Source organism: Streptomyces marokkonensis, assembly GCF_008312835.1.
GTDB lineage: Bacteria > Actinomycetota > Actinomycetes > Streptomycetales > Streptomycetaceae > Streptomyces > Streptomyces marokkonensis_A.
In genome coordinates this window covers 47,480-72,176 of sequence record NZ_VSKS01000007.1, presented here as the reverse complement: position 1 = coordinate 72,176, position 24,697 = coordinate 47,480, and the positions used below count along the sequence as shown (strand labels likewise).

General features: G+C 72.4%; 24 protein-coding genes and 2 pseudogenes. 7 read left to right on the top strand and 19 right to left on the bottom strand.

Annotated elements, in window-relative coordinates:
• Positions 1-22: 22 nt before the first annotated feature.
• From F1615_RS14270 to F1615_RS14255, 4 genes are all read right to left on the bottom strand, one after another.
• Entirely contained in the window at positions 23-1,474 is a 1,452-nt protein-coding gene (locus F1615_RS14270) for a WGR domain-containing protein (RefSeq protein WP_149549343.1), read from the bottom strand.
• Between the two features lie 87 nt (positions 1,475-1,561).
• Positions 1,562-2,116, bottom strand: coding sequence for a tellurite resistance TerB family protein (locus F1615_RS14265; protein ID WP_149549342.1), 555 nt, complete (start codon positions 2,114-2,116; stop codon positions 1,562-1,564).
• A 199-nt stretch (positions 2,117-2,315) separates the two neighbouring features.
• Positions 2,316-3,551 (bottom strand): glycoside hydrolase family 16 protein, encoded by a 1,236-nt coding sequence (locus F1615_RS14260; RefSeq protein ID WP_149549341.1) that lies wholly within the window; start codon positions 3,549-3,551, stop codon positions 2,316-2,318.
• 168 nt (positions 3,552-3,719) lie between these two features.
• Complete coding sequence (locus F1615_RS14255) at positions 3,720-4,076, bottom strand: hypothetical protein (protein ID WP_149549340.1); 357 nt, start codon at positions 4,074-4,076, stop codon at positions 3,720-3,722.
• 238 nt (positions 4,077-4,314) lie between these two features.
• On the opposite strand from F1615_RS14255, the gene F1615_RS14250 reads away from it, so the two are divergent.
• A complete protein-coding gene (locus F1615_RS14250; protein ID WP_149549339.1) occupies positions 4,315-4,737 on the top strand; it encodes a DUF350 domain-containing protein in 423 nt (140 codons plus the stop codon).
• A gap of 61 nt (positions 4,738-4,798) precedes the next feature.
• On the opposite strand, the gene F1615_RS14245 is transcribed toward F1615_RS14250, so the two are convergent.
• The 8 genes from F1615_RS14245 to F1615_RS14210 all read right to left on the bottom strand — a co-directional run bounded on the left by F1615_RS14245 (position 4,799) and on the right by F1615_RS14210 (position 11,380).
• Positions 4,799-5,209 (bottom strand): hypothetical protein, encoded by a 411-nt coding sequence (locus tag F1615_RS14245; protein ID WP_149549559.1) that lies wholly within the window; start codon positions 5,207-5,209, stop codon positions 4,799-4,801.
• Positions 5,210-5,356: 147 nt separating this feature from the next.
• Positions 5,357-6,322, bottom strand: a complete 966-nt coding sequence (locus tag F1615_RS14240) for a YihY/virulence factor BrkB family protein (RefSeq protein WP_149549338.1) — start codon at positions 6,320-6,322, stop codon at positions 5,357-5,359.
• Between the two features lie 205 nt (positions 6,323-6,527).
• Positions 6,528-6,878 carry a DUF3140 domain-containing protein gene (locus F1615_RS14235; protein WP_149549558.1) on the bottom strand — a complete coding sequence of 117 codons (351 nt, stop codon included), beginning with the start codon at positions 6,876-6,878 and terminating at the stop codon, positions 6,528-6,530.
• Positions 6,879-6,883: 5 nt separating this feature from the next.
• Positions 6,884-7,114 (bottom strand): DUF2945 domain-containing protein, encoded by a 231-nt coding sequence (locus F1615_RS14230; protein WP_149549337.1) that lies wholly within the window; start codon positions 7,112-7,114, stop codon positions 6,884-6,886.
• Positions 7,115-7,246: 132 nt separating this feature from the next.
• Positions 7,247-9,478 (bottom strand): catalase/peroxidase HPI, encoded by a 2,232-nt coding sequence (katG, locus tag F1615_RS14225; RefSeq protein ID WP_149549336.1) that lies wholly within the window; start codon positions 9,476-9,478, stop codon positions 7,247-7,249.
• Between the two features lie 33 nt (positions 9,479-9,511).
• Positions 9,512-9,949: a Fur family transcriptional regulator gene (locus F1615_RS14220; RefSeq protein WP_149549335.1), complete on the bottom strand. Its 438-nt coding sequence runs from the start codon at positions 9,947-9,949 to the stop codon at positions 9,512-9,514.
• A 106-nt stretch (positions 9,950-10,055) separates the two neighbouring features.
• Positions 10,056-10,601, bottom strand: a complete 546-nt coding sequence (locus F1615_RS14215) for a DUF488 family protein (protein ID WP_149549334.1) — start codon at positions 10,599-10,601, stop codon at positions 10,056-10,058.
• Positions 10,602-10,957: 356 nt separating this feature from the next.
• Positions 10,958-11,380: a VOC family protein gene (locus F1615_RS14210; protein WP_149549333.1), complete on the bottom strand. Its 423-nt coding sequence runs from the start codon at positions 11,378-11,380 to the stop codon at positions 10,958-10,960.
• A 148-nt stretch (positions 11,381-11,528) separates the two neighbouring features.
• Here F1615_RS14210 and F1615_RS14205 point away from each other — a divergent pair, with 148 nt between their 5' ends.
• A complete protein-coding gene (locus F1615_RS14205) occupies positions 11,529-12,539 on the top strand; it encodes a helix-turn-helix transcriptional regulator (RefSeq protein WP_149549332.1) in 1,011 nt (336 codons plus the stop codon).
• Positions 12,430-12,807 (top strand): zinc finger domain-containing protein, encoded by a 378-nt coding sequence (locus F1615_RS37100; protein WP_425385642.1) that lies wholly within the window; start codon positions 12,430-12,432, stop codon positions 12,805-12,807. Before F1615_RS14205 ends, F1615_RS37100 begins: the two co-directional genes overlap by 110 nt.
• On the opposite strand, the gene F1615_RS14200 is transcribed toward F1615_RS37100, so the two are convergent.
• The gene (locus F1615_RS14200; protein ID WP_149549331.1) at positions 12,726-13,607 is read right to left on the bottom strand and encodes a YegS/Rv2252/BmrU family lipid kinase; all 882 of its coding nucleotides are present in this window, start codon (positions 13,605-13,607) and stop codon (positions 12,726-12,728) included. The genes F1615_RS37100 and F1615_RS14200 overlap by 82 nt on opposite strands.
• Before the next feature lie 63 nt (positions 13,608-13,670).
• A complete protein-coding gene (locus tag F1615_RS14195; protein WP_149549330.1) occupies positions 13,671-15,263 on the bottom strand; it encodes an FAD-binding oxidoreductase in 1,593 nt (530 codons plus the stop codon).
• 74 nt (positions 15,264-15,337) lie between these two features.
• Between F1615_RS14195 and F1615_RS14190 the strand changes: the two genes are divergently transcribed.
• Both F1615_RS14190 and F1615_RS14185 read left to right on the top strand, forming a co-directional pair.
• A complete protein-coding gene (locus F1615_RS14190; RefSeq protein WP_149549329.1) occupies positions 15,338-15,946 on the top strand; it encodes a TetR/AcrR family transcriptional regulator in 609 nt (202 codons plus the stop codon).
• Complete coding sequence (locus F1615_RS14185) at positions 15,943-17,523, top strand: glycerol-3-phosphate dehydrogenase/oxidase (protein ID WP_149549328.1); 1,581 nt, start codon at positions 15,943-15,945, stop codon at positions 17,521-17,523. The genes F1615_RS14190 and F1615_RS14185 overlap by 4 nt, the downstream gene beginning before the upstream one ends.
• A gap of 11 nt (positions 17,524-17,534) precedes the next feature.
• Here the strand turns inward: F1615_RS14185 and F1615_RS14180 are convergent, their stop codons facing one another.
• The 3 genes and pseudogenes from F1615_RS14180 to F1615_RS14170 form a co-directional block, all read right to left on the bottom strand.
• The gene (locus F1615_RS14180; RefSeq protein ID WP_149549327.1) at positions 17,535-19,586 is read right to left on the bottom strand and encodes a discoidin domain-containing protein; all 2,052 of its coding nucleotides are present in this window, start codon (positions 19,584-19,586) and stop codon (positions 17,535-17,537) included.
• Positions 19,587-19,864: 278 nt separating this feature from the next.
• Positions 19,865-20,098, bottom strand: a pseudogene (locus tag F1615_RS37095) (NPCBM/NEW2 domain-containing protein); the annotation flags it as partial.
• A 319-nt stretch (positions 20,099-20,417) separates the two neighbouring features.
• Positions 20,418-20,768 carry a hypothetical protein gene (locus F1615_RS14170; protein ID WP_149549326.1) on the bottom strand — a complete coding sequence of 117 codons (351 nt, stop codon included), beginning with the start codon at positions 20,766-20,768 and terminating at the stop codon, positions 20,418-20,420.
• Positions 20,769-20,957: 189 nt separating this feature from the next.
• Here F1615_RS14170 and F1615_RS14165 point away from each other — a divergent pair, with 189 nt between their 5' ends.
• Positions 20,958-21,788, top strand: coding sequence for a PP2C family protein-serine/threonine phosphatase (locus F1615_RS14165; protein WP_149549325.1), 831 nt, complete (start codon positions 20,958-20,960; stop codon positions 21,786-21,788).
• A 52-nt stretch (positions 21,789-21,840) separates the two neighbouring features.
• Positions 21,841-22,848, top strand: coding sequence for an MASE1 domain-containing protein (locus F1615_RS14160; protein WP_208818314.1), 1,008 nt, complete (start codon positions 21,841-21,843; stop codon positions 22,846-22,848).
• Between the two features lie 282 nt (positions 22,849-23,130).
• On the opposite strand, the gene F1615_RS14155 is transcribed toward F1615_RS14160, so the two are convergent.
• Both F1615_RS14155 and F1615_RS14150 read right to left on the bottom strand, forming a co-directional pair.
• Positions 23,131-23,988 carry a L,D-transpeptidase family protein gene (locus F1615_RS14155; RefSeq protein ID WP_244328727.1) on the bottom strand — a complete coding sequence of 286 codons (858 nt, stop codon included), beginning with the start codon at positions 23,986-23,988 and terminating at the stop codon, positions 23,131-23,133.
• A gap of 183 nt (positions 23,989-24,171) precedes the next feature.
• A pseudogene (locus F1615_RS14150) lies at positions 24,172-24,399 on the bottom strand (hypothetical protein); the annotation flags it as partial.
• Positions 24,400-24,697 lie beyond the last annotated feature (298 nt).

The window sequence follows — 24,697 nt, the reverse complement described above, 5'->3', positions numbered from 1 at the left end:
GAACGGACGGTGTGCGCACCGCTCACAGCAGCCGCCGGATCTCACCCCGCACCCGGTAGAAGCCACCGGACGCCGGGTGCAGCGCGTCCACGACATAGCGCGCGCCGGGCACCCGTATCGCGCGCGGGAACTGCACGTTCCACGACCCGTCGTAGCCCTCGGACACCACATGGACGCGCACCCGTCCGTTGTGCTGCACGCACTCGACGACGACGGCGCCCGAGGGCGCCTGCGCGACGGTGGCCACGGCGGTCGCTGTCGTGGCCGGTGCGTACGTCGGCAGGGCCGCGGCGAGCTTGACGTCCCGTACGACCGGCACCGTGCCCCGCTGCGCCGCGGAGACCGCCGCCTCGCTCGCGTCCACGCACACCAGCGAACCGTCCGTGGTCACCAGGTACAGCCGTTCGTCCCGGTACTGCATCGACAGCGCCGATCCGCCTCCCGTACCGAGCTTCCACAGGCGCGTGCCGTCCCGGTCGAAGCAGTACACGGACGACGCCGCGTCCCCTGCGAAGACGAACCGTCCGCCCGGCGCGGTCGCGCACGAGTACACCGCGCTGTCGCAGGCGTAGGTGGCCTCGACGGCACCGGTCGCCTTCGACAGCCGCTGCACCACCCGGTGCGCCGTCCCCGCGTAGACGGTGTCGTCCTCCTGCCAGCCGAACAGCACACCGCCGCGGGTGGGCGTGTGCCACAGCTCGCCGCTGCCGTCGGGGGCGTAGGCCGTGACACCCCGGTGGTGGCCGTGGTAGACGGCCCGGTCGTCGGCGCGGACCATCCAGGCGTGTTCACCCTGGCTGCGGCGGGTCCACTGGTGCTCGTCCTCGTGGTCGATGACGGTGAGCCGGCCCTCGCGGTCCGAGACGTCGAGAACACCCTCGTGGATGTCCAGCCAGAAGATGTCGACGTCCGCCGCGATGTCGTAGGCGGCGAACGGCAGCTTCGAGGACAGGTCGTAGACCCTGCCGTCGTCACAGCCGGCGTAGATCCAGAAGTCGTCGGCGACCAGGCATTTCACGCCGTCGGGCAGCTGGAAGCGGGCCAGGACGTTGCCCTCGTGGTCGAGGGTGAAGACGTCACCGGACTGGTTCCCGACCCAGCAGCGGTCGTCGTCGACGTGGATGCCGAACGCCGAGGAGCCCGTGCCGAAGCGCCACAGCACGGGAGCCACGGCGCGCGCGGTGGACGGGGCGGAGGCCACCTGACGCCGGGTCACCGAGCGGGGGGCCCGCTGTCCGGGCACCGCCGGCGCATAGCCCTTGCGGACCTTCTCCCCCACCTTCTTCGCCGCGGCGGCCCGCGCCTTGGCCACCGAGGCGAACGTCGTCGTCTGGGTCTGCCCCGCCGCGCCGATCCGGCCGTAGCGCACCGTCACAACCTGGCTGTCGACGCTCACTTCGTAGAACTTGTGCGCGCCGTCGCCCTCCTGCGAGAGCTCCAGATACGTCGTCGACACCGCGGACCCGGCAGACATGGCACACCCCTCCCCAGACGGGCCCGCGCCTCTCCGGCGGGCCCACTGATCGAACCGTAGGGGGCGCCACTGACAACGGAGCGGCCGTCAGACGCCGAACTCCTGCGGCGAGAGACCGAGGGCCGCGCAGGCGTCACGGATGGCGTACTGCTCGGAGGGCTCGAAGCTGCCGTCGGCTCCGGCGACGACGATGCCGGTCTGGACGACGGCCCGCGCCTCGACCGGTTTCTTCGCCGCCTTGGCGATGTCCTCCAGCGCCCGCGCCTTGCCCTGCTCGAAGTTGGCGGTGAGCCGGTCCACGTGTTCGTTGAACCGCTTGCGGAGCTGGTCCGCCGGGAAGTTCTGCAGCACCTCGTTGGAGACGATCAGTTCCTCCACCCGCTGCCGCTCCGCCGGGTCGACCCGTCCGTCGGCCGCCGCGACCAGCGCGCACATCGCCATGCTGGCGTCCCGGTAGGCACCGCTCTTCAGCTCCGCCTTGGCGGACGCCAGCTGGGACTTGAACAGCCCCATCAACTGGGCCTTGGAGCCCCCGCCGGACGAGGACGAGCCGTGCCCCTGCGGCCGCGCGCCTCCCGCCCCCGCGCCCTGGGACTGCTGGAGCGTCCTGGCCTGGTCCTTGAGCCGGTCCCACATCGCCATTCGGTGCCACCTCGGGTTGTGTCGCTGTCCGTCCGGTCCTGGTCGCCAGTCCCGGATCTTCACGGTCCGTCCGGTCAACGGACGCGGCCCCGGCGATGTTCCCGTTCGGCAAAAGAACGGCAAAACCGATCGGGAGCACCGCCGCCCCGGCCCGTCGGGGCAGGGGCGGCGGCGCTCCCACCTGGTGCCGGGCGCGGGCTCAGCCCACCGTCCACTTCTGGTTCGCGCCGCCCGTGCAGGTCCAGATCTGCAGCCGGGTGCCGTTGGCCGAACTGTTGCCGGCCACGTCCAGGCACTTGTCGGCCTGCGGGTTGACGATGTCGCGCGCCGCGGTGACGACCCACTTCTGGGCCGCGGTGCCGTTGCAGTCCCACAATTGGACCGGCGTTCCGTCCGCCGTGCCGCCCGAGGTGACGTCCAGGCACTTGCCGAGCGCCCGGATCGTGCCGTCGGATCCCACCGTCCACCGCTGGGCGGAGGTGCCGTTGCAGTCGTAGAGCTGTACGGGGGTGCCGTTGGCCGTGTCCGCCCCGGCCACGTCGGCGCACTTGCCGGCCAGGCCGCGGATCGCACCGCCGGTGGACGAGTCACTGGTCGTCACCGAGACGTGGTCCACCACGAGTTGCTGCGGGAGGACGGTGGAACCGTCCGGATCGCCTGGCCAGTAGCCGCCCACCGCCAGGTTGAGGATCAGGAAGAACGGCTTGTTGAACACCCACTGCCTGCCGCCCAGATCGGCGGGCGTGCGCCGCTGGTAGACGTTCCCGTCCACCGACCAGGTGATCGAGTCCGGCGCCCAGTCGACGGCGAAGGTGTGGAAGGCGTCCGCGAAGGCCTGACCGCCCGGCAGCGTGTAGCCGGCGCCGATGCCGCCGGAGCCGGAGTAGCCGGGGCCGTGGATCGTGCCGTGCACCGTGGAGGGCTCGAAGCCCACGTTCTCCATGATGTCGATCTCGCCCGAGTCCGGCCAGTCGACCGGCGTGCCCAGCATCCAGAACGCCGGCCACATGCCCTGCCCGCGCGGGATCTTCATCCGCGCCTCGATGTGCCCGTACTGCGCGGTGAACCTGCCCGCCGTGTTGAGCCGGGCCGAGGTGTACTGGCAGGTGCCGTACCAGCACTGGTAGTTGGCCGGGTTCTCCTTGCGGGCCGTGATGACCAGATGGCCCTGGCCGTCCAGGGCGGCGTTCTTGTTGCCCGAGGTGTAGTACTGCCGCTCGTGGTTGTTGACGTTGTCGCCGGTCTCCGTCTGCCACTTCGAGGAGTCGGCCGCAGCGCCGGCGGGCCCGTCGAAGGTGTCCGAGAACGTCACGGCCGCCGCGGCGGCGGTGTCCGCCGGTTCGGCCTGCGCGGTGGTCCCGGCCGCACCGGAGGCGACCAGAACGGCGGACAGGGCGGCGATCAGCCATCTGCGGCGGGTGCGCGGAGAGAACATGGCTCTCCCTTCCGTACGGCGTCCCGCATGCACGGGTGCGCCGACCGAGGTTGTGGGGGTTGAATGCGCAACCACTTGATTTAAGGGGTGAGGTAACAGGGCGTCAAGACCCTGGTACGGACCAGGACCGGACGGCCGCCGCCCTGGCCCGCACCCCCGGGCAGTGGTTCAGGCCGTTGTGCCCCACGAGGTCCGGTGTGCGCAGCCGGGGTCGTGCTCGGTGGCGCACGACGTCCACCAGCGTTCGCAGCACGCGGCCTCCACCTCTGCCTGTGCGAGCGCCGCGGCCGCCGCGTCGCGCCACGCCGCCCGGCGGCCCTCCCGCTCACGCAGGACGGCCACGGTGCGCCGTTCCTCGGCGACGACGGTCTCGCGGACCACTCCCACGACGGGTGCGAGGGCGGCGACGGCCATGGCGAGGCTGGTCCACACGGGAACGGTGCCCCAGGTGCGCACGGTGCAGAAGGAGAGCCAGAGGGCCACGGCGGCGTACATGACGGTGAGAGCGCGGCTGCCCCTGCTCATGGCTCGTTCTCCTTCTCGGTCCGGCCGGTGGAGATCTGATGCCCCGGATGCGCGCGGGCATGACTCGTCCCCGGCGATGAGAAGCGGGTCCCTCCCCCGCACCACCTCGACAGCGTGGTGAAGCCCGCCGGAGCCGATGACGGGGCGCCCGGCCAGGAGGTCGAACCGGTGCGCTACATTTTGCACGCCCTTGACCGCGATCATTCACGATCCCTCACGCTACGGAGCCGGCACACCCATGAGCGACATCGTCAACGGACTCGGCCGGGCCGCCGCCTACGGCGCACTCGGGCTGGTCCTGCTGGTCCTCGGCATCGTCCTGGTCGACCTGCTGACGCCCGGAAAGCTCGGCCGGCAGATCTGGCAGGAGCGCAACCGCAACGCCGCCGTCGTGCTCAGCTCCGCGCTGCTCGGCATCGGCGGCATCGTGTTCACGTCGATCTGGACGACGTACGAGGACTTCGGCAAGGGGCTGGTGTCGACCGCGACGTTCGGCGTGCTGGGCCTGGTGATGATGGCCGTGGCGTTCCTGGTGGTGGATCTCGTCACCCCGGGGCGCCTGGGTGCCACGCTGGTGGAGCCCGAACCCCACCCGGCGGTCTGGGTGACGGCGTCCTGCAACCTCGCGGTGTCCGCCATCATCTCGGCGTCGATCGCCTGACGCCCCGTCCGCTCCCGGCGGCCGGATGCGGCACGGCCGAGGCGGCCGGTGCCGCCCGCCCTCACGCCACCCGGGAGCGGATCTGCGCCACGCCGCCGCGCACCGGCGCGGGCTGGACGCGGGCGGAGGTGCGGACGCGGTACGTCGTGCGGTTGGGGTCCACGACGGGCTCACCGAGGGTGATCCGGCCGGCCGCGTGCAGCTCGTCGCAGTCGGCGGTGGGCAGGGCGGCATAGCAGCCGCCCGTGCCGGTGGTGGAGTCGAGGGGGCGCCAGTAGCTGTATCTCCGGCGGCCGTTCGCGTACACCGTCACGTACGTGGGGGTGCGGGGGTCGGCGATGATGCGCAGCGCTTCGGCGGCCGCCCCCGAGGGGCGTCCGGCCGGGGCGGGGCCTGCGGCGGCGCGGGAGTGCCGACGGCGTGCGGTGGGCAGGGCGACGAGGGACTTCGTGCGGTCGACGGTGGAGAGCATCAGCAGGACCTTTCCGGAGCCGGACACGAGACCGTCTACCCAGCAAGGCGCCGGTGTTGATCTCCTTTTCCGATCATTGTGCAACCTCATACTGACAACGCGGGCAGGGCTCGCTCCGTTCCCGTGTCGGCGTGTCGCCCGCCCGGGTCAGCCGCCCGGCCCCGGATCCGGATGCACCGCCGCGTCGATACCGGCGCGCGCCGCCTCCAGCTGGGCCGCGAACGCGATGCCGAGGAAGAGGGCGACGGCGGTGAGGTAGGCCCACAACAACAGGGCGACGAAGGCGGTCAGCGGCCCGTACAGGGCACCGAACGCCCCGCTGCCCTCGACGTACAGCGCGAGCAGCCACGTCGCGGCGACCCACAGCAGGAGATGGACGGCCGAGCCGAAGGCCAGCCAGGTGTAGCCCGGCTGGACCCGGCGGGGCGACCAGCGGAAGATCACCGCCGAGGCGACCCAGGCCAGCAGCAGCCCCACCGGCACGTCCAGCGCGCCCCACCACCCGGTGCCGGTCCCCCGGCCCGCGGCCACCTCGGCCACCGAACGGCCGACCGCGTCACCGGCGACGAGGACGACGAACCCGAGCACCATGGGCAGGCCCGCGGCGAGCGCGAGGAGGACGGCCCTGCCGTACTTGCGGGGCAGGGGCCGGTCGCGTTCGATGCCGTAGATGCGGTTGGCGCCCCGCTCGATCTGGCCCATGGCCGAGGCGAGGTTCAGTACGGCGAAGCCCAGACCGAGCCACAGGGCCAGCGTGCTCGCGAGGTCGTCGTGGGCGGTGCGCCGGATGCCGTCGAAGGCGTCCTCGACGATGTCCGCGCTGGCGCCGGGCACGATCCGGCCGAGGGTGAGTTCGATGACGCGGCCCACGCTCTCGGTGTGCACGGAGGTCGCGAGGCCGACCAGCGCCACGGTGAACGGCACCAGTCCCAGGACGACCTGGAAGGCGAGCGCCCGCGCGTTGGTGAAGCCGTCCGCGAAGCGGAAGCGGGCGAATGAGTCGGTGAGCAGCCGCAGGCCCCCGTAGTGCCGCAGCGCGGCGAACGCCTCGTCTCCGGAGAGTTCGTCCCCGACCATGTCCCGGGTCTGCGGGACGCGGACGACGGTTCCCATGCGCGGACCCTCCTCGCGTCGAGTGGCTTGCTCCCACTCACTGATCGCCCCTTTCGTCGGCGTCACACCCCGTGCGGGCACTTACATGGCGTCCACGGAGATGTCCACCGGGTGCCGCATGGGACGGGAGGGGTCACCGGACGCGCGTGGGGATTGGGCGGTCACGTCCGGCAGGGGTCGGGGACCGCGCCGCCGTGGCCGTCCGTCACCGGCTCGCGGACTCGTCGGCGAGCGGGTCGTGGCCCCAGTTCATGAGGGAGTGGCGCCAGCGCGAGTCGCGCACGTCGCCGGACGGGTGCTGGGCGAGATGGCGGCGGATGTACCCGACGACCTCGCGCATGTGCTCGTAGTCGTCGTCGGTCAGGTCCTTCCTGCCCGCGCGGAGGATGCCGACGATGCGGCGGCCTGACGCGTGGCCGGTCGACTCGCCGCCGTCCTCGTGCTGCCCCGCGCCGCGGGACTCGTCGGTGGCCAGCCACTTCTCGAGATCGGCCGGCTTCATGTTGACCAGGTCGCGGAACTCGTCCCAGGTCTCGTCCCTGCGGTCCGGTTCCACCGCGCTCACTTCTTCTTCTTGAGCGCCGAGGGCTTGTGGACCGCCTGCTTGCCCGACTTGTCGCTGCGGACCTCGTACTGCGGTTCCTCCTCGGAGGCGGCGACCGTGCGCCCGGCCGCCTCGGTGCGCTCGGTGATCTTCTTCTCGACCTTGCCCGTGGTCTCGCTGCCGTGGCTGCTCCAGGCGACCTCGTCGCCCTTGCGGAGATCCTTCTCCCGGTCGCTGTCCTTGCCCATCCCAGGCGCCTCCTTCACGTGGCGGTCGGCTCGGTTCCACCCTGCTGGCAGCGTGGCCCACGCGCATCTCGGGCGCCCGACGCAGTCCGGGCCGGCCCCTGCGGGCCGGCCCGGATGCGCGGTACGGACGGCTCAGACGAGGTCGAACCGGTCGAGGTTCATGACCTTGTCCCACGCCTTGACGAAGTCCCGCACGAACTTCTCCCCGGCGTCGTCGCTCGCGTAGACCTCCGCCAGCGCCCGCAGCTCGGAGTTCGATCCGAACACGAGGTCGGCACGGGTGCCGGTCCACTTCGGTTCGCCGGTTGCCGCGTCGCGGCCCTCGAACGTGGTCCGGTCCTCGGACGTCGCCTTCCACGTCGTGCCCAGGTCGAGCAGGTTGACGAAGAAGTCGTTGGTCAGGGTGCCGGGGGCCGTGGTGAACACGCCGTGCGCCGACTGCTGGTGGTTCGCGCCCAGGACCCGCAGACCGCCGACGAGGACGGTCATCTCGGGGGCGCTCAGGGTCAGCAGGTTGGCCTTGTCCAGCAGCAGGAACTCGGCGGGCAGGCGGTTGCCCTTGCCGAGGTAGTTGCGGAACCCGTCGGCGGTGGGCTCGAGGGCGGCGAACGACTCGGTGTCCGTCTCCTCCTGCGACGCGTCCACGCGGCCCGGCGTGAACGGGACCTCGATGTCGAAGCCGGCGTCCCCGGCCGCCTTCTCGACACCGGCCGCGCCGGCCAGCACGATCAGGTCGGCGAGCGAGACCTGCTTGCCGCCGGTCTGCGCAGAGTTGAAGGATTCCCGGATGCCTTCCAGGGTGCGCAGCACCGTCGCCAGCCGGTCGGGGTCGTTGGCCTCCCAGCCGCGCTGCGGCTCCAGGCGGACGCGCGCGCCGTTGGCGCCGCCGCGCTTGTCGCTGCCGCGGAAGGACGACGCCGACGCCCACGCTGTCGACACCAGCTCGGACACCGACAGTCCCGAGGCGAGGACCTGGTCCTTGAGGGCGGCGATGTCCGCCGCGTCGACGAGGTCGTACGTCCGCTCGGGCAGCGGGTCCTGCCACAGGAGCGTCTCGGAGGGCACCTCGGGGCCGAGGTACAGCGACTTCGGGCCCATGTCACGGTGGGTGAGCTTGTACCAGGCGCGGGCGAAGGCGTCCGCGAACTCGTCCGGGTTCTCCAGGAAGCGGCGCGAGATCGGACCGTAGACCGGGTCGAAGCGGAGCGCGAGGTCCGTGGTCAGCATGGTCGGCTGGTGGCTCTTCGACGGGTCGTGGGCGTCGGGCACGGTGCCCGCCCCCGCGCCGTCCTTCGGCCGCCACTGGTTGGCGCCCGCCGGGCTCTCGAACAGCTCCCACTCGTAGCCGAAGAGGATCTCGAAGAAGCTGTTGTCCCAGGTCGTCGGCGTGTTCGTCCACGTCACCTCGAGACCGCTGGTGATCGTGTCGGCGCCCTTGCCGGTGCCGAACGTGTTCCTCCAGCCCAGGCCCTGCTCCTCGAAACCGGCGGCCTCCGGGTCGGGGCCGACGTGGTCGGCCGGGCCCGCGCCGTGGGTCTTGCCGAAGGTGTGGCCACCGGCGATCAGGGCGACGGTCTCCTCGTCGTTCATGGCCATGCGGCGGAACGTCTCGCGGATGTCACGGGCCGAGGCGATCGGGTCCGGATTGCCGTTGGGACCCTCGGGGTTGACGTAGATGAGGCCCATCTGGACGGCGCCGAGCGGGTTCTCCAGCTCCCGGTCGCCGGTGTAGCGCTCGTCGCCGAGCCAGTTGGACTCGGGGCCCCAGTAGACGTCCTCCTCCGGCTCCCAGACGTCCTCACGGCCGCCGGCGAAGCCGAAGGTCTTGAAGCCCATCGACTCCAGGGCGACGTTGCCGGAGAGGATCAGCAGGTCGGCCCACGACAGGCTGTTGCCGTACTTCTTCTTCACGGGCCACAGCAGGCGGCGGGCCTTGTCGAGGTTGGCGTTGTCCGGCCAGCTGTTGAGCGGGGCGAAGCGCTGCTGGCCGGCCCCGGCACCGCCGCGGCCGTCGCTGATGCGGTAGGTGCCCGCGCTGTGCCAGGCCATGCGGACGATGAGCGGACCGTAGTGGCCGAAGTCGGCGGGCCACCAGTCCTGGGAGGTGGTCAGCACCTCGGCGATGTCCCGCTTCACCGCCGGAAGGTCGAGGGCCTGGAACGCCTCGGCGTAGTCGAAGTCCTCGCCGAGCGGGTTGGCCACGGCCGGATTCTTGGCCAGGATCTTCAGGTTGAGGCGCTCGGGCCACCACTGGCGGTTCCCACCGCCCTGGGTGGGGTGCGGGGCGCGCCCGTGCGCGACCGGGCAGCCACCCGCTTCCTCCGCCTTGGGTTCGGTGACGATCGCGTCATGGTTCTCGGTCATGGAAGTCCTTCCGGGCGAAAAGGTTCGCGCAGTTCAGGTACTGCGGGAGGTGGAACAGCCGGGGCACAGGCCCCAGTAGACGACCTCGGCCTCGTCGATCACGAAGCCGTGACCGCCGGACGCGGTCAGACAGGGAGCGTCGCCGACCGCGCAGTCGACGTCGGCGACGACGCCGCACGTCCGGCACACCAGGTGGTGGTGGTTGTCCCCCACGCGCCCCTCGTAGCGGGCGGGGCCGCCGGCCGGTGCGATACGGCGCACCAGCCCTGCCCCGGTCAGCGCGTTGAGCGCTTCGTACACCGCCTGCAGGGAGACATGCCCTATGCGCCGGCGCACCTCGGAGGCGATCGTCTCGACTCCGAGGTGGCCGCCCTGGCGGACGGTCTCGAGGAGGGCGACGCGGGCTGCCGTCGCGCGCAGCCCCGCACCGCGGAGCTCCTCGGCGGTGCTCGACGGCCGGGATGCGGTCATGCGCCGAACCTATAGGCCCAGACGCGAATAATTCCAGAGAACGAACAAGTCCAGTCTTGGGGCGTGTCCGGTAACTGCGGGTGACTCCCGGGTTGCGCCGCGCCGTCTACGGTGCCGCGGCGGCGGTGTCGTCGTAGACGAGCAGTCCGTCCTCGCGCAGGCGTGCGCCCGGGGTGGGGCTGTGCGGTGTGTGGCGTCCGTCGTGCATCAGGTGGCGTACCGGCACGTGACGGGCGAGGACGGCGAAGTCGGCGATGAGCCGCCGGTGGCACCGCCACCACACGGATTCGCCGCACATCACCGCGGTCGGCTCGCGGGCGGCCTGCTCCAGCAGGGTGTCCATCGCGGCGACGAACCCGGGGGTGCGGGTGTGGGCGGCGTAGCCGCGGAAGGACTCGTTGCGCCAGACGGTGTCGGGCGAGTCGGGCGGTGGTTTGCGGAAGCCGCCCAGGTCCCGTTCCCACCGGTAGGCGATGCCGGCCTCGGGCAGCCACTCGGCCAGCCGGGTCCGGGCCAGGTCGGGATCGCGGCGGCTGCCGGGGCCGATGCGGACGTCCACGACGGCGGTGATCCCCGCGTCGTGCAGCAGGGCCGTCAGGGCTTCCCGGCCCGCGGTGCCGTGGCCGAAGGTCGACAACTCTCGCGGGTTCATGCGGCACCTCTTCGTGGCAGGGTCAGGCGGCGGGTTCCAGGCGGACGCGGCACCGGCCCGGTTCCGGCGCCGGACAGGCCCCGCATCCCGTTTCACCGGGTCCTTCGACGACCCCGACGACCCCTCGCATCAGGTGGAGGTGCACGCAGTCGTCGTGATCAGGAGTGCCCATTTCTGCCGAACATCATGGTGCCCAGGCAGGAGGCACCGACTTCGATGCCGGTCCGTCCCGGCTTCCGCATCCTCACGGCGTCCCGTTTCCTTCCGCTGCCGTACGGGTTCGGTGCCTGCGCCGTCCGGGCCGCCCGTGCGGCTGCGGCCCGGACGGCGCAGGCATGTCAGGCCGGTCGGTTGGTTCAGCCGTTGTACGGAGCGGTGACGTCCAGGACCCAGGTGATGCCGAAGCGGTCGGTGAGCATGCCGTACAGCGGTGCCCACTGCGCGGGCTCGAGCGGACGCACGATGGTCGAGCTCTCGGCGAGCTTGCCCCACAGGCCGCTGATCTCCTCCGCGTCGTCGCCGCGCACGGAGACGAAGAACGGGTTCTCGCCCTGGTTCCAGGGCAACCGCGAGGGCACGTCGTAGGCCATCACGTGGAAGCCGTTATCGCCGGCCACCTCGCCCCACATCACCCAGTCCGCCTCGCTCTCGTCCTGTACGGCGCCCGCGTCCTTGTAGGTGACCGCGACAGTACGTCCGCCGAAGACGGACTGGTAGAAGTCCAGCGCCTCACGTGCGGCGCCCCGGAAGTTCAGGTGAGTGGTGGTCGTGACGGACATGACCTGCTCCTTGCTCGATGTGGTGAATACACCGCCGACCGTCCCGGCTCAGCGGCGGCTGCCGTGACCAGGAGCGATGCCTCCCGAACGGCTCGTATGCCACGATGGCAGGGGTAGAGGACAGGTCGTGTCCGGTACTCCAGGGAATATGGGTGCCGTGCATAAGACATCTGCCCGGCTGCTCGCGCTGCTCTCGCTCCTTCAAACGCCCCGTGACTGGTCAGGCGATGATCTCGCCGAGCGTCTCGGCATCACGTCGCGCACAGTGCGCCGTGACATCGACCGCCTGCGCGAACTCGACTACCCGATCAAGACCCTCAAAGGACCGGCCGGCGGCTACCGCCTGGAGGCCGGCACTCACCTGCCGCCCATGTTGTTCGACGACAACCAGGCCGTCGCCCTGGGCGTCGCGCTGCAGACCGCGGCCGCCGGCACCACCGTCGCCGAAGACGCCACCCGCGCGCTGGCCACCCTCCGTCAGGTCATGCCACCCCGCCTGCGCCACCGCATCGACCTGTTGCACATCACCGCCGTACAACCGCCCGCAGCGGCCGGCGACACCCCCCGGGTCGACGCCCGGGTCCTGATGGACCTGAGCCGCGCCATCCACGCCCGCGAGGAACTGCGCTTCGACTACGCCCCGGGTCCAGGCACCTCGGCCGATGACGTCCGCCGCGCAGAACCCCACCACCTGGTCACCTGGCGTCATCGCTGGTACCTCGTGGCCTGGGACCTCCACCGCGAGGACTGGCGTACCTTCCGCGTCGACCGCATCCGGCCCCGCACACCCACCGGCCCCCGCTTCACCCCTCGTGACCTCCCCGGCGGCACCGTCTCCACCTTCATCACCAGCCGGTTCCGTGGCAACGACGGCACCACCACCGACTGGCCCTGCCAAGGCGAAGTCATCCTCCGCCTCCCGGCCGCCGATGTCGCGCCCTTCGCCCAGGACGGAATCGTTGAGGACCTCGGCTCCCGTCACTGCCGGCTCATCCTCGGCTCCTGGTCATGGACCGGACTCGCCGCCGCCATCGGCCGCTTCGACACCGATATCGAAGTCATCGGCCCACCCCAACTGGCCGCCGCGTTCGGGGACCTCGCCGCCCGCTACGCCCACGCCGCCCGCACCACGAGACCAGAGACCGGCCCGGCGCGGTGAGAACGGAACTCACCACGTCGCTCAGGCCCTCCATCCGTGCCCGAAGTGCAAGGCCGCCCCCGCCTCGCCGTGCCGATCGCGCAGCGACGCAGTCACCAGCGCCTACCGCACCGGCCGCTTCACCAAGGTGCCGAAGTCACTCAGCGCTACGTGTCCGTTCGCCGTAGCTGTACGAGAACAGGGCCGTCAGCACAGGACGCGCAGCGCTCCCGGCAGGACCCTGGCCGTGACGGGGAGGACGGCGTCGACCTCGCCGTCGGTGCCGTAGGGGATGTCCCGGTCGGCCTCGATGCGGATCTCGCTCCCCCGCAGGATGCGCACCTGGGGGCGGCGGACGTGTGCGCCGGTGCCGAGGTCGTTCATCAGTGCGAAGAACAGCCGCCTGGGCGCCTCCTCGATCATCACGACGTCCAGCAGGCCGTCGTCGACGCGGGCGTCGGGGGCGATGATGCGGCCGGAGCCGTAGAAGCCGGAGTTGGCGGCCACCACCGTGTACCCGGTGTGCGTGTGCTCCGTGCCGTCGACGGTGACCCGGTAGCGGGCGGGCCGCCAGGTCGTGACGGCCCGCAGCCCGCCCGCGTAGTAGGAAGCGGACCCCTTCAGCAGCCTGGACCGGTTGGCGTGGCGGTTGGCGAGCGCGTCCACACCGGCGTACACGCTGCCGAGGACGACGGTGCGGTCGTGGACGGCCGAGGCGACCTCGATGGTGTCGACCTGCCGTGGCTCGCCGTGGAGCAGGACGCGGGCCAGGGCCTCCGGGTCCCGTGGCAGTCCGAGGGCGCGGGCGAAGTCGTTGCCGCGGCCGGCCGGGACGAGGCCGAGGGTCGCGCCCGTTCCGCTGAGTGCGCCGCCGACGCCCCCCGCGATGCCGTCACCGCCGACGGCGAGGACGACCCGCCCGCGCTGTCCGGCGTCGCGGGCCAGCTCCCGCGCGTGGTCCAGGCTGCGGCTGTACTCGGTCCGCAGGTCGGCGCCCTCCTCGCGGAGGCGCCGGGCCAGGGCGAGCAGCGCGGCCGCTGCGGTGGCCGCGCCCGCGGTGGGGTTGACGACGGCGGTGAACTGTCGCATCGGAATGCCTTTCGGGGCGGGCCGACGGGGTGGGGACGGGCGGACGAACCGAGGGGTCCGCCGTCAGTCGGCGGGCAGCAGGACGCCGGGGTTCAGCAGTCCCGCCGGGTCCAGCCGCCGCTTCACGGCGCGCAGGGCGTCGATGCCCAGCGGGCCCGCCTCCCGGACGTACCAGTCGCGGTGGTCGGTACCGACGCCGTGGTGGTGGCTGATGGTGCCGCCGGCGGCGAGGATCGCCTCGTTCGCCGCGTATTTGGCGCGGGTCCAGTGCGCCACGGGGTCCTCGCCCTGGGCCGAGACCACGGTGAAGTACAGCGAGGCGCCGTTCTCGTACACGTGGGAGATGTGGCACATGACCAGCGGCGGGGTGCCGGCCCCGGTGAGGGTGGCGGTGAGCGCGTCGCGGACCGCGGCGTACAGCCCGGGGACGCGTGACCAGAACGTCGCCGTCTCCAGCGTCTCCGCGAACGCCCCGGCGTCGAGGAGCGCGTCACGCAGGTACGGGGCCGAGTAGCGGCCGTGCGCCCAGCGCCGGCCCGGCTCCTCGCCCAGGGGTGTGCCCCCGCACTCGCGCAGGACGGCCGCGGCCCGTTCCCTGCGGTACGCGGTGTCCTCGTCCGTGCCCTCGTAGCCGGCGACGGCCGTGCAGCCGGCGGTCTGCCGCGTGCCGGAGCCGATCGCGTCCGGGTGCGCCAGGCCGATCAGGGTCTCGGTCTCGTCGGACAGGCGCAGCACGGTCGGCCGCGGCCCGTCCTGGGCGAGCCGGCGCAGCGCGGTGGCGCCCTCCTCGAACGAGGGGAAGTGCCAGCCCTCGTAGACGGCGGCCCGCGGGACCGGACGGATGCGTACGGTCACCGAGGTGATGACGCCGAACGCGCCTTCGGAGCCGAGGACGAGCTGGCGCAGGTCGGGTCCGGCGGCCGAACGGGGGGCGCGGCCGGTGTCCAGGGTGCCCTCGGGCGTGGCGAGGGTGAGGGACAGCACCATCTCGTCGAAGCGGCCGTGGCCGGCGGACGCCTGGCCGCTGGAGCGGGTGGCGGCGAAGCCGCCGATGGTGGCCCACTCGTAGGACTGGGGGAAGTGGCCGAGGGTGAAGCCGTGTTCGGCGAGGAGCGCCTCGGCCCGCGGGGCGCGCAGGCCGGGCTGGAGGGTGGCGGTGCGGGAGACCGGGTCAAGGTCGAGCAGGCCGTCCATGCGCCGCAGGTCCAGGGCGACGAAGGTGTCGCGCCGCTCGGGGGCGAGGCCGCCGACGACGGAGGTGCCGCCGCCGAACGGCACCAGCGGCAGGCCGTGTTCGGCGCACACCCGCAGGACGGCGAGCACCTCGTCGTGGTCCGCGGGCAGGAGTACGGCCGCGGGGACGGCGGCGACGTCGCCCTCGCGGATGCGCAGCAGGTCGGGGGTGGACTTGCCGCGCGTGTGCCGGACGCGGGTCTCCGCGTCGGTACGCACCTGGGCCTCGCCGCCCAGGGCCGCGACCAGGGCGCGGTGCGCGGCGGGCGCCAGCGCGCTCTCGGGGACGGCCAGGTCCTCGAGGGCGACGGGCCCGGCCCCGCGCGGCTTGACCCCGAGCAGATCGCGCAACAGCCCGATCACCGTGTCGGGCAGCGGCGTCGCCTTGGCCGGGTCGCCCCAGCCGCTCCACAGCATGTCCATGGCTGTCGTCCTCATCGGTCGGAAACGGGCGATGCCGTCGCACGACGGCCTCACGTGGCGTTACACTGTGACACATGACGCCTATTCGTCACAACGCTTCCGGTGGATCCGACAACGACGCGGTGCTCGACGCGGTGCGCGACTGCGTCCTGGCCGTCGGGGTCCGCCGCACCACGCTCACCGACGTGGCCCGCCGCGCCGGGGTCTCCCGGATGACGCTGTACCGGCGCTGGCCCGATGTGCGGTCGCTGGTCGGTGACCTGATGACCCGGGAGTGGATCGCGGTGGCCACCGGGGCCATTCCCGAGCCCCGGCCGGGGGTGCCCGCGCGCGATCTGATCACCGAGGGTCTGGTGGCGGCGGTGCGCGCCTTCGGCGTCCATCCGCTGTTCCGGAAGATCCTCGACGTGGATCCCGAACTGCTCCTTCCCTATGTGCTGGACCGCCGCGGGGCGAGCCAGGAGGCCCTGCTGGAACTGCTGGCCGGTTCGCTGCGCGAGGGGCACGCGGACGGCTCTGTGCGCACCGCCCACCCGGAGCGGCAGGCGCGGTCGGTGCTGCTGATCGTGCAGTCCTTCACCCTGTCCCTGCGGACCATGACCGACGAGGACGACCCCGAGCTCACCTCCGAGGCCTTCCTCGGCGAACTGCGCGGCATTCTGGAGAGGACCCTCACGCCATGACCCCCCTCAGCGGCCCGGCCCCCGCCGCCTCCCTGTCCGCCGTCCGGCGCGCGCGTGAGCTGACCGGCTCCGTCGGCGGTCCCGTGGTCGACGTGCTGGTCGTCGGTCTCGGCGCCACCGGCGCGGGAGCCGCCCTGGACGCCGCCGCCCGCGGGCTGAGCGTGGTCGCCGTCGACGCCCACGACCTGGCCTTCGGCACCTCCCGCTTCAGCAGCAAGCTCATCCACGGAGGGCTGCGCTATCTCGCCTCCGGACGGCTCGACGTGGCCCACGAGAGCGCGGTCGAACGCGGGGTGCTGATGGAGCGCACCGCCCCCCACCTCGTACAGGCCCAGCCGTTCGTGCTGCCCCTCACCCCGCTGGTCTCGCGCGGCCAGGCCGCGCTGGCCCGGGCGGGCTTCCGGGCCGGCGACACGCTGCGGCTGGCCGCCCGCACGGCCCGGGCCACCCTGCCCCCGCCGCGCCGGCTCTCCGTGGTGGAGACCCGTCATCTCGCCCCCGCACTGCGGCGCGACGGCCTGCGCGGCGGCCTGCTGTCCTGGGACGGCCGGCTCACCGACGACGCCCGGCTGGTGACCGCCCTCGCCCGTACGGCCGCGGCGCGCGGCGCGCGGATCCTCACCCGCGTCCGGGCCCTGGAGCTGACCTCGACGGGCGCCCGGGTACGGGACGAACTCACCGGCGAGGAGGGGGAGATCCGCGCCCGCGCGGTGATCAACGCGTCCGGTGTCTGGGCGGGCGGCCTCGTCGACGGCGTGCGGATACGGCCCTCGCGCGGCACCCATCTCGTCCTGCGCCCCGAGAGCCTCGGGCCGCTGACCGCGGGCCTGCACATCCCGATCCCCGGGGAGAGCAACCGCTTCGTCCTCGTCCTGCCCCAGGAGGACGGCCGGGTCTACGTCGGCCTCACCGACGAACCCGTGGACGGAGACGTCCCCGACGTCCCGGAGGCACCGGAGACGGACATCGGCTTCCTCCTCGACGTCCTCTGCTCCGTCCTGCACCTCCCGGTCCACCGTGCCGACGTCGTCGGCGCCTTCGCCGGGCTGCGTCCCCTGCTGGACACCACGGCGGAGCACGCGGACGCGGCTCCGAGGACCGCCGACCTCTCACGCCGGCACGCGGTGCTCACCTCCCCGGAGGGCGTCATCACGGTCGTCGGCGGCAAGCTCACCACGTACCGGCGCATGGCCGAGGACGCCGTCGACGCCGCCGTCCGCGTCCGCGGGCTGGCGGCCGGCCCGTCCCCCACCGCGTCCCTGCCCCTGGTGGGCGCCGCACCGCCGCACGTCCTCGCCGCCCTCCCCGCGCCCCGCCGGCTCGTGCGGCTGTACGGCACCGAGGCACCGGCCGTCCAGGCCCTCGCCGCGCGGGACCCCCGGCTCGGGGAACCGGTCCTGCCCGGATATCCGGTCACCGGCGCCGAACTGCTCTGGGCCCTGCGCCACGAGGGAGCGCTCGACGAGGAGGACGTACTCGACCGCCGCACCCGCATCGGGCTCGTCCCCGCCGACCGGGCCAGGGCCCTGGACGCGGTCCGCACGCTCCTGGACGGGGCGTTGTCACAGGGTGGTTGAACGGCGCCGGGTCACCGTCCGTGGACACCGACCTCGTGGAGCGAGTAGCCCCACTCGGTCCCCCGGTCCAGGAACCGCACGCGCAGGTGGCGGGCGGGTGACGGGGTGAACACGGCCGTGTCCAGGCCGCCGTCGCCGGAGGCGGTGGACCAGGCGGTGCGCCAGTCGGTGCCGTCGGTGGACAGCTCGATGCGGTACGACCTCCCGTACGCGCGTTCCCAGTCCAGGGTGACGCGCCCGACCCGGTGGACGGCGCCGAGGTCGATGCCCAGCCACTGGTCGTCGCTCCAGTCACTGGCCCACCGGGTTCCCCGGTCGCCGTCCACGGCGCGACCGGGCGCGTAGCTGGTGAACGGGTTCCATTCCGCCGAACTGGCCGTGGCCGCGGCGCCCTCGGCGAGGTTCGCCGCGGCCCGGTGCCGTTCGGAGGCTCCCCACGTGTCCAGGTAGGACTCGGCACCCCGGAAGAGGTCGTCCACCACGTCCTGCCCGCCGACCCGCCGGATGTCCTCGATCCAGTCGGGGACGAGGCCGTAATGCGCGGCACCGTCGGTGTTCAGGTCCCAGGTGCGCTCGCCGGTGCTCTGCCGGTCGAGGACGGAGCCGCCGTCGACGCTGCGGAAGGGGTAGGTGACCGGGTTCGGGGCGTTCGCGCCGCGCGGGGCCGGCCAGCCGCCGACGCCGTTCATGTCCGTGCCGTAGCCGTAGCCCACGCCGTACTTGTCGCGCAGCGCCCCGGTGCGGTCCGCCTCGGCGACGAAGCCTTCCGAGCCGTGCATGTACTGGGCGACGAACCCGCCCAGGCCGTAGACCCGTTCGGTCCAGTCCAGGTCCATCCAGCTGTGCGAGGAGAGGACACCCGGGTACGACTCGGCCTCGAAGATGTCGAGCACCCTGCCGGTGGCCTTGACGCTCATGTGGTCGATCTCGAGCATCATGTTGCGTTCCATCATGCCGCGCACGGCGTACTCGCCGAGTGCGCTGAGCCCGCGGGTGTTGCACCGCGCGTCCTCGTCGTACGCGGGGACCGACACGCCCTCCGGCAGCCTCTTCTCGGCGCCGGGCGCGGAGGCGAGACCGATGGGGTTGTCGTGCTGGGGACCAGCGCACCTCTCCGTGCGCCAGAAGGTGCCGGTGGACAGGAACTGCCCGACGTTGATCGCCGTACCGAGCGCCCCCGAGTCGAAGCGCACCCCGCACAGCGCGTTGTCGAACTTGTGGCACAGGAACATGCTGCGCACACCCAGCGCGTGCAGCTCGTCGAGTCCGGCGTCGATGTCGGCCCTGTCGCACTGCGCGACGTCCAGGATCTGCTTGCACCCGAAGGGTTCGGAGGTCTCGACTCCGAGGACGACCGCGAGCTTGCCCCGCGCGACGACGTCCCGGGCCTGGGCGCTGTCGGTGACGATCCGGAACCAGCCCTTTCCCGGTCCGCCGTACATCCCGTCGATGTATGCCTGCATGTCGTAGGTGAGCTTCGCCTGGAGCCGGATCGACGTCATCTCGTCGCAGTCGCGGTCCTTGAAGAAGTACACGGAGCAGATCACGCCGTTGGTGACGAGGTCGTTCACCAGCACCCGCTGGCCGCCGCGCCAGGCCCGTTCGATCCAGGCGTAGTAGTTCTGCTGGTGGGTCAGTGAGTCGTGTGCGGGCCAGTCCTCGAACGTGGGCCAGCCGACGGGGTCGTGTCTGCCGTCACCGCCGTTGGTGATGAAGTCGAAGACCGCGAGCGAGCCGTCGGGGTAGTGCTCGGGGCAGTCCTTGAGCGCGTCGGCGATCCCCTTGGCGGAGAACGCCTTGCCGCAGATGAGCCGGCCGCCGAAGGCCTCGTTGGACATGATGTGGTTGTGCGCGTCGACGAACCCGCGTACCTCACCGGAGGAGCCGGTTCCCCTGAACGGCTCGCCGGTGACGCCGATGGCCGAGTCGGGCGCGGGCCGGGCGACCGGATCCCACCAGTCGCCGTCGGCCGCCGAGCTGGGTGTCGGGCCCAGGGCCGCGGCCAGCACGAGGAGGAGCAGTGTGACGACCCCGAGGTGTCGTCGTGTGCGGTACGTCGTCATCACGCACGTCCCTCCGTCGCGGAGTTGACATGACCGGCACAAAGGCGTTGGGGCGAGGATCGCTACTGGCGCGTAAGGCGTCAAGGGTGCGCGCACCCGTCCGCCGGCCCCCGAGCGCCCGAGACCCACGCCAACGGCGGCCGCAAGGCCGTGTACCGGGACACCGGCGGGAACGAACTCGGCTTCGGCGGGGCACCCGCCCGAGCCGGGACGACCGCCGGCGGGAAGGGCGCGGGGACCCGCCGGTCCGTGCGCCCTTCCCCCACCGGACCCCGGCCCTACGCCATGAGCCGCGCGTCCGCCCTGTCGGCGTGGTCGGAGTCGACGCCGTCCCCGCCGTCCGTGACCCGGAGGGTCAGCCGCTCGACGCCGGTGACGTCGACGTCGATCCGCCGGGCCGCACCGGTGCCGTCGAGCACCTCCGTGGTCAGCACGCTCCTGCCGTCGGCGAGGACCTCGAAGGACACGCCGCCCTTGCCGCCGACCTCGTCGTCCACGCCCACGGCGGCGGTGCCGTCGGCGGGGTCGAGGCGGACGACCGCGGTGACGCCGTCCCGAAGTGGGCGGGGTTGGCGCACGGTTCCGCTTCCCCCGTCGTGACCGGCGGCGTGCGCCGGTGCGGCGAGGATACCGGCGGCGAGCACGAGGCCGAGAAGGAGGGCGAGGCAGGCGGGCAGCAAGGTCTGACGCGGGCCGCCTGACGACGTACGCGACGATCTGAGCACGGAAGGCCTCCGTCCAGGGGATGTGACATCGTTGTCACTCCATGTGAGATCCCTCCCCTGCCGGGGATCCTTCAACCGTGGCCTGTACAGGGGCAGCTGCCCGGGACTAACCCTTCCCGCCGGTCTCGTAGTGCAGGGAGATGGAGCGCAGGACGTCGGCGGAGGACACGTCGGTGCGGCCCTCGTCGTGGATCTCGGCGAGCTGGACGAAGGCGAAGGTGAGCGCGGACGTGATCTGCACGATGGCGGGGCCCAGCTTCTCGGTGACGATGTCCGCCACCTCGCGCGCGCTCGCGTCGGCCGGCAACTGGACGTGCGGCAGCATCTCCTCCAGGAGCGTGGCGACCGCCCCGTTCCCGGTCACGTCGGCGTCCGGGTTCTCACGCAGTCGCCGCCGCATCTCCAGGGCTTCGGTGAGGATGCCGACGCTCCGCTGCATGATCTCCCGCTGTTCCATGCGCACAGCCTAGACAGGTCCGGTGACGGGGCGGGCCGGAACGCGGGTGCCGCGGGGCGGCGGCTCCGGAGGGGACGCGACTGGCCCGGCCGTCCCCCGGCTGGATATCATCCGTTTCATATATGAACACCCGCTTCGCCCCCATGGGCGGACACCACGCGTGAGTGTCCTCGCCCGAGTGAGTGATCCATGTCCCGCACCGGCTCCACGGACGACGGCGACGAGCTTCTGGTCAGGCTCAGGACGCTGACGGCTCAGGCACGTGCGCAGGCGGAAGTGCAGCGCTCCCGGGTGGAACTGGCCATCGCCCTGCAGCGCGGCATGCTGCCGCGGGGGCTGCCGGTCGCCGACGGTGTGCGGCTGGCGGTGCGCTACGCGCCCGCGTACCAGGGTCTCAACGTGGGCGGCGACTGGTACGACGCGTTCACCATGTCCGACGGCCGGATCGGCCTGTCCATCGGTGACGTACAGGGGCACAACATCGAGGCGGCCGCCTTCATGGGACAGGTCCGGGTCGGCCTGCGGGCACTGGCCTCCGTCGACAGCGATCCTGGGGAGCTCCTCGCCCGGACGAACGAACTCCTGCTGTCCCTGAGCTCCGATCTGTTCGCCACCTGCACCTTCATGCGCCTCGACCCGGGGACCCGGCTGCTGGAGAGCGCCCGGGCCGGGCATCTGCCGTGCGTGTGGGCCACCGCGGACGGCCGGTCCGGGGTGACCCGGGACGAGGGAGGTCCGCCGCTGGGGATCCAGTCCGGCGCGGTCTACCCCGTCACCCGCTACCGGCTCGACACCGGCGGGGTGTTCGTGATGCTCACCGACGGGGTGGTCGAGGGCCCGTCCATGCCGCTCGACGAGGGCCTCGACCAGGTGGCGCGGCTGGCGGGCATCGCGGCCGTCGCCTGCCTGGACGCCGACGCGCTCGCCGCGGCCGTCATCAAGGGCGCGGAGCGGGTGGGACACGAGGACGACGCGGCCGTCCTCGTGATCGGGCACGACAGACTGGACAGTCCTCCATAGGGCCGACAGGACCGCTCGCCTCGCCTCGCCGTCGCGGTGGGGCCGGTGTGTGATGGCTTGTGTGGTGGCTCGCCAGGAACTTCGTACACCGGCCGTCTTCGTGCTCGAGACGCTGGCCGTCGCCGCCTGCTACTACGCCGGAGGGCGACTGGGGCTGCTGCGCGAACTGACCGTCGCGGGTGCGGTGGTCTCACCCGTCTGGCCGCCGACCGGGGTGGCCGTCGCCTGTCTGCTGGTCTTCGGGCTGCGCTGCTGGGTGGGGATCGCGCTGGGCGCCCTGTTCGTCCTCGCGCACCTCACCTCCCTGCATCCCGCCTCGGTGGGCGTCCTCGCCGGCAACACCGCGGCGCCGGTGTGCGGGTACCTCCTGCTGCGCGGGGTGGGCTTCCGCACCGACCTCGCCCGCTTACGGGACTGTCTCGCGCTGGTGTTCCTCGGCGCCTTCTCGGCCATGCTGATCAGCTCGTCCGTCGGCGCCGGCCTGCTGGTCGCCACGGGTGATCTCCCCGGGAGGAGCTTCTGGGGGGTGTGGCTGGCCTGGTGGGTCGGCGACGCGATGGGCGTCCTGCTCATCACCCCCGTGCTGCTCATGCTCCTCGGCGTGCGCGCCCCGCTGGACTGGTCGCGGTGGAAGGAGGCGGTGGGTCTGGCGGTGATCGCGGGCTGTGTCGTGCCGGTGGCCACGCGCAGCCCGGCGAGTCTGCTGTTCGCCATCTACCCGCTGCTGATCTGGGCGGCTCTGCGGTTCCAGCTGCCCGGCAGCATGCTGTGCGCCCTGTTCGCCTCCGTCATGGCCACCATCGCCGCGACCGACCGTCTCGGGCCCTTCGCGCACATGTCGGAGGTGGAGGTCATGGTCAATCTGCAGTCGTTCAACGGGGCGATGGCTCTGACGTCCTTGCTGCTGTCCGCGGTGATCACCGAGCAGCGCAACACCAGACGCTCCGTGGAGCGTGCCTGTCAGGAGCTGGTCGAGGTGCTGGAGCACCTGACGGCGGGGGAATCCGCGACCGGCCGGCCCCCGCGCGACGACGGCGGACGGTCGCGGAGCGCCGGCTGACTCCGCCCGGACCGCCTTCGTCGAGCACGAGGCGGCCCACCGCGACACGCCAGGGTGCCCACCCCACCGGGACCGCCACCCGGTGCCGACGTTCACCGGCGGGCGCGGGCACAGCGCGCTGAGCACGTCCGAGTACGCCGGATCCCTCGCCGCCCTGACCCGTTGTGCCCCTACCGCGACCGGCCGACGCCCCGGTCGCTCGCCGCCTCCCGCGCCGCGTTCGGCCGTGCGCAGGACACCGGATGCTTCCACGACCCGGAGCACCGGCCTCGGTCGTACGCCTCACCTGCTCAGGGACGCGGAGTCTCCCATGACGACCACCGGGTGCCGGTCGGGGTCGAGGGCCCGCAGGAGTTCCTTCATGTGGCGCTCGTGGAGGCTGACGCAGCCCTGTGTGGGCCCCTCGTGGTCGACGTGCAGCCAGATGCCGCCGCCCCTGTCGGCCCCGCGCGGACGGGTCAGGTCCAGCGGGGTGGTGCCCGGTTCGCGGTTGTAGTCGATGGCGATGACGTAGTCGAAGGACCCCTCCAGCGGCTCCCCCGCGAATCCCGTGCCGCTGACGCTGAACCCGTCCGACCGGTCGTAGGGCAGCTCGGTGCCGGGATCGGGCAGCAGTCCCCCGGCGTCGGTGAGGGTGAACACGCCGATCGGGGAGCGGAGATCGCCCGCCCAGTGGTCGTCGGTCCAGCCCTTCAGGGCGTTGCGTGCGGGCCACGCCGGACCCGCCTCCCAGCCGGAGCCGGTGTGCTCGTACAGCACCGCCTCGGAGCGGTTGGCGTCCCTGCCCCGGCCGGTGACGACGAGGACCTGGCGGGCGTTGCCGGGGATCCACGCCAGCGTCCGGGGGCCGAGGCCGGGGATCCTGGCGGGCGGTTGCGTCTCCGTCCCGGCGCCGGCCCGGCCCTGGGCGGTGTCCGCGGTGCCCGGCGGCCCGGCCGCCGGGAGGGTGGCGGCGGGAACGTCACGCGTCGTGGTACCGGTTCCCGTCCCGCACGCCGTCAGGGCGGCCGCGACGGCGACCAGGACGACGGCCGGCAACGACACACGGCCGCGTGCTCGGACGGGGACGCCGGTCCACCGCGCGGCCCGGGGCGGAGCGGGGGGACGCGGACGGTGCGGGCGGTCGATCGATGAAGCCATGCCCTCAGCCTGACTTCGACTCGCCGGATTCGCCTCAGCTCCCCGCGCGAGTCCCGTGAAGTCCCCCGTCCGCGTGCCCCCGTGAGGGAATCGTTCCGCGCGGAAAGCCACCCGCGCGGGTGACGGGCGCGCACCCCGCGTGGAGTACGGGTCCGCCGGACGGAGTACCGCGCGGGCGTGGTGCTACCGGTGGATCACGAGGGGCGAGCCGGGTTCGATCTCCACGTCCCCTTCGGCGGAACCGGTGACGGTGACGTCCGTCGGAGTGGCGCCGCCGCGGGCGCCGCCCATGGCGAGGAGGCCGGAGCCGTTGCTGGACCTGTCGGTGGTGACACCCGTGATCCGGGCGTCCGGCACCGCTCCGCCGCCCGGCTTGAACCGGATGCCGTCGTAGGTGGAGTCGTGGACGTCAAGGGCAGCGGGTCGTGGTCGGTCGCCGGCATGATGCCGTGACGGCGATGTCCGGGATCCGGGTGTTGTCGTCGATGCCGAGGACGAAGTTGCCCCAGGCGGAGCCGGGGCCGGGCCTGACGACGACACCGCTGAGGTCGGCGTCGGCGCCCGGCCCGACGGTGAGGTCGGCGGGATGGCCGTGGGACTCCCCGTAGGTGCCGGGGACCGTCGTTGGCGTTGGCCGCCACGAACGAGTGAATCGTGGAGGAGGCTTCGACGGGTTCGCCGCGTGCCGGGTCGGTGCCTTGGACGGGCA

Excerpts from the sequence above, each read along its gene's own strand:
- F1615_RS14195 (WP_149549330.1), bottom strand. The coding sequence starts at position 15,263 with ATGGACATGCTGTGGAGCGGCTGGGGCGACCCGGCCAAGGCGACGCCG.
- F1615_RS14165 (WP_149549325.1), top strand. The coding sequence starts at position 20,958 with ATGTCCCGCACCGGCTCCACGGACGACGGCGACGAGCTTCTGGTCAGG.
- F1615_RS14185 (WP_149549328.1), top strand. The coding sequence starts at position 15,943 with ATGACCCCCCTCAGCGGCCCGGCCCCCGCCGCCTCCCTGTCCGCCGTC.
- katG (WP_149549336.1), bottom strand. The coding sequence starts at position 9,478 with ATGACCGAGAACCATGACGCGATCGTCACCGAACCCAAGGCGGAGGAA.
- F1615_RS14250 (WP_149549339.1), top strand. The coding sequence starts at position 4,315 with ATGAGCGACATCGTCAACGGACTCGGCCGGGCCGCCGCCTACGGCGCA.
- F1615_RS14200 (WP_149549331.1), bottom strand. The coding sequence starts at position 13,607 with ATGCGACAGTTCACCGCCGTCGTCAACCCCACCGCGGGCGCGGCCACC.
- F1615_RS14180 (WP_149549327.1), bottom strand. The coding sequence starts at position 19,586 with ATGACGACGTACCGCACACGACGACACCTCGGGGTCGTCACACTGCTC.
- F1615_RS14245 (WP_149549559.1), bottom strand. The coding sequence starts at position 5,209 with ATGCTCTCCACCGTCGACCGCACGAAGTCCCTCGTCGCCCTGCCCACC.
- F1615_RS14160 (WP_208818314.1), top strand. The coding sequence starts at position 21,841 with ATGGCTTGTGTGGTGGCTCGCCAGGAACTTCGTACACCGGCCGTCTTC.
- F1615_RS14210 (WP_149549333.1), bottom strand. The coding sequence starts at position 11,380 with ATGTCCGTCACGACCACCACTCACCTGAACTTCCGGGGCGCCGCACGT.
- F1615_RS14190 (WP_149549329.1), top strand. The coding sequence starts at position 15,338 with ATGACGCCTATTCGTCACAACGCTTCCGGTGGATCCGACAACGACGCG.
- F1615_RS14255 (WP_149549340.1), bottom strand. The coding sequence starts at position 4,076 with ATGAGCAGGGGCAGCCGCGCTCTCACCGTCATGTACGCCGCCGTGGCC.
- F1615_RS14170 (WP_149549326.1), bottom strand. The coding sequence starts at position 20,768 with ATGGAACAGCGGGAGATCATGCAGCGGAGCGTCGGCATCCTCACCGAA.
- F1615_RS14215 (WP_149549334.1), bottom strand. The coding sequence starts at position 10,601 with ATGAACCCGCGAGAGTTGTCGACCTTCGGCCACGGCACCGCGGGCCGG.
- F1615_RS14205 (WP_149549332.1), top strand. The coding sequence starts at position 11,529 with ATGGGTGCCGTGCATAAGACATCTGCCCGGCTGCTCGCGCTGCTCTCG.
- F1615_RS14220 (WP_149549335.1), bottom strand. The coding sequence starts at position 9,949 with ATGACCGCATCCCGGCCGTCGAGCACCGCCGAGGAGCTCCGCGGTGCG.
- F1615_RS14270 (WP_149549343.1), bottom strand. The coding sequence starts at position 1,474 with ATGTCTGCCGGGTCCGCGGTGTCGACGACGTATCTGGAGCTCTCGCAG.
- F1615_RS14230 (WP_149549337.1), bottom strand. The coding sequence starts at position 7,114 with ATGGGCAAGGACAGCGACCGGGAGAAGGATCTCCGCAAGGGCGACGAG.
- F1615_RS14240 (WP_149549338.1), bottom strand. The coding sequence starts at position 6,322 with ATGGGAACCGTCGTCCGCGTCCCGCAGACCCGGGACATGGTCGGGGAC.
- F1615_RS14265 (WP_149549342.1), bottom strand. The coding sequence starts at position 2,116 with ATGGCGATGTGGGACCGGCTCAAGGACCAGGCCAGGACGCTCCAGCAG.
- F1615_RS14260 (WP_149549341.1), bottom strand. The coding sequence starts at position 3,551 with ATGTTCTCTCCGCGCACCCGCCGCAGATGGCTGATCGCCGCCCTGTCC.
- F1615_RS14155 (WP_244328727.1), bottom strand. The coding sequence starts at position 23,988 with ATGGCTTCATCGATCGACCGCCCGCACCGTCCGCGTCCCCCCGCTCCG.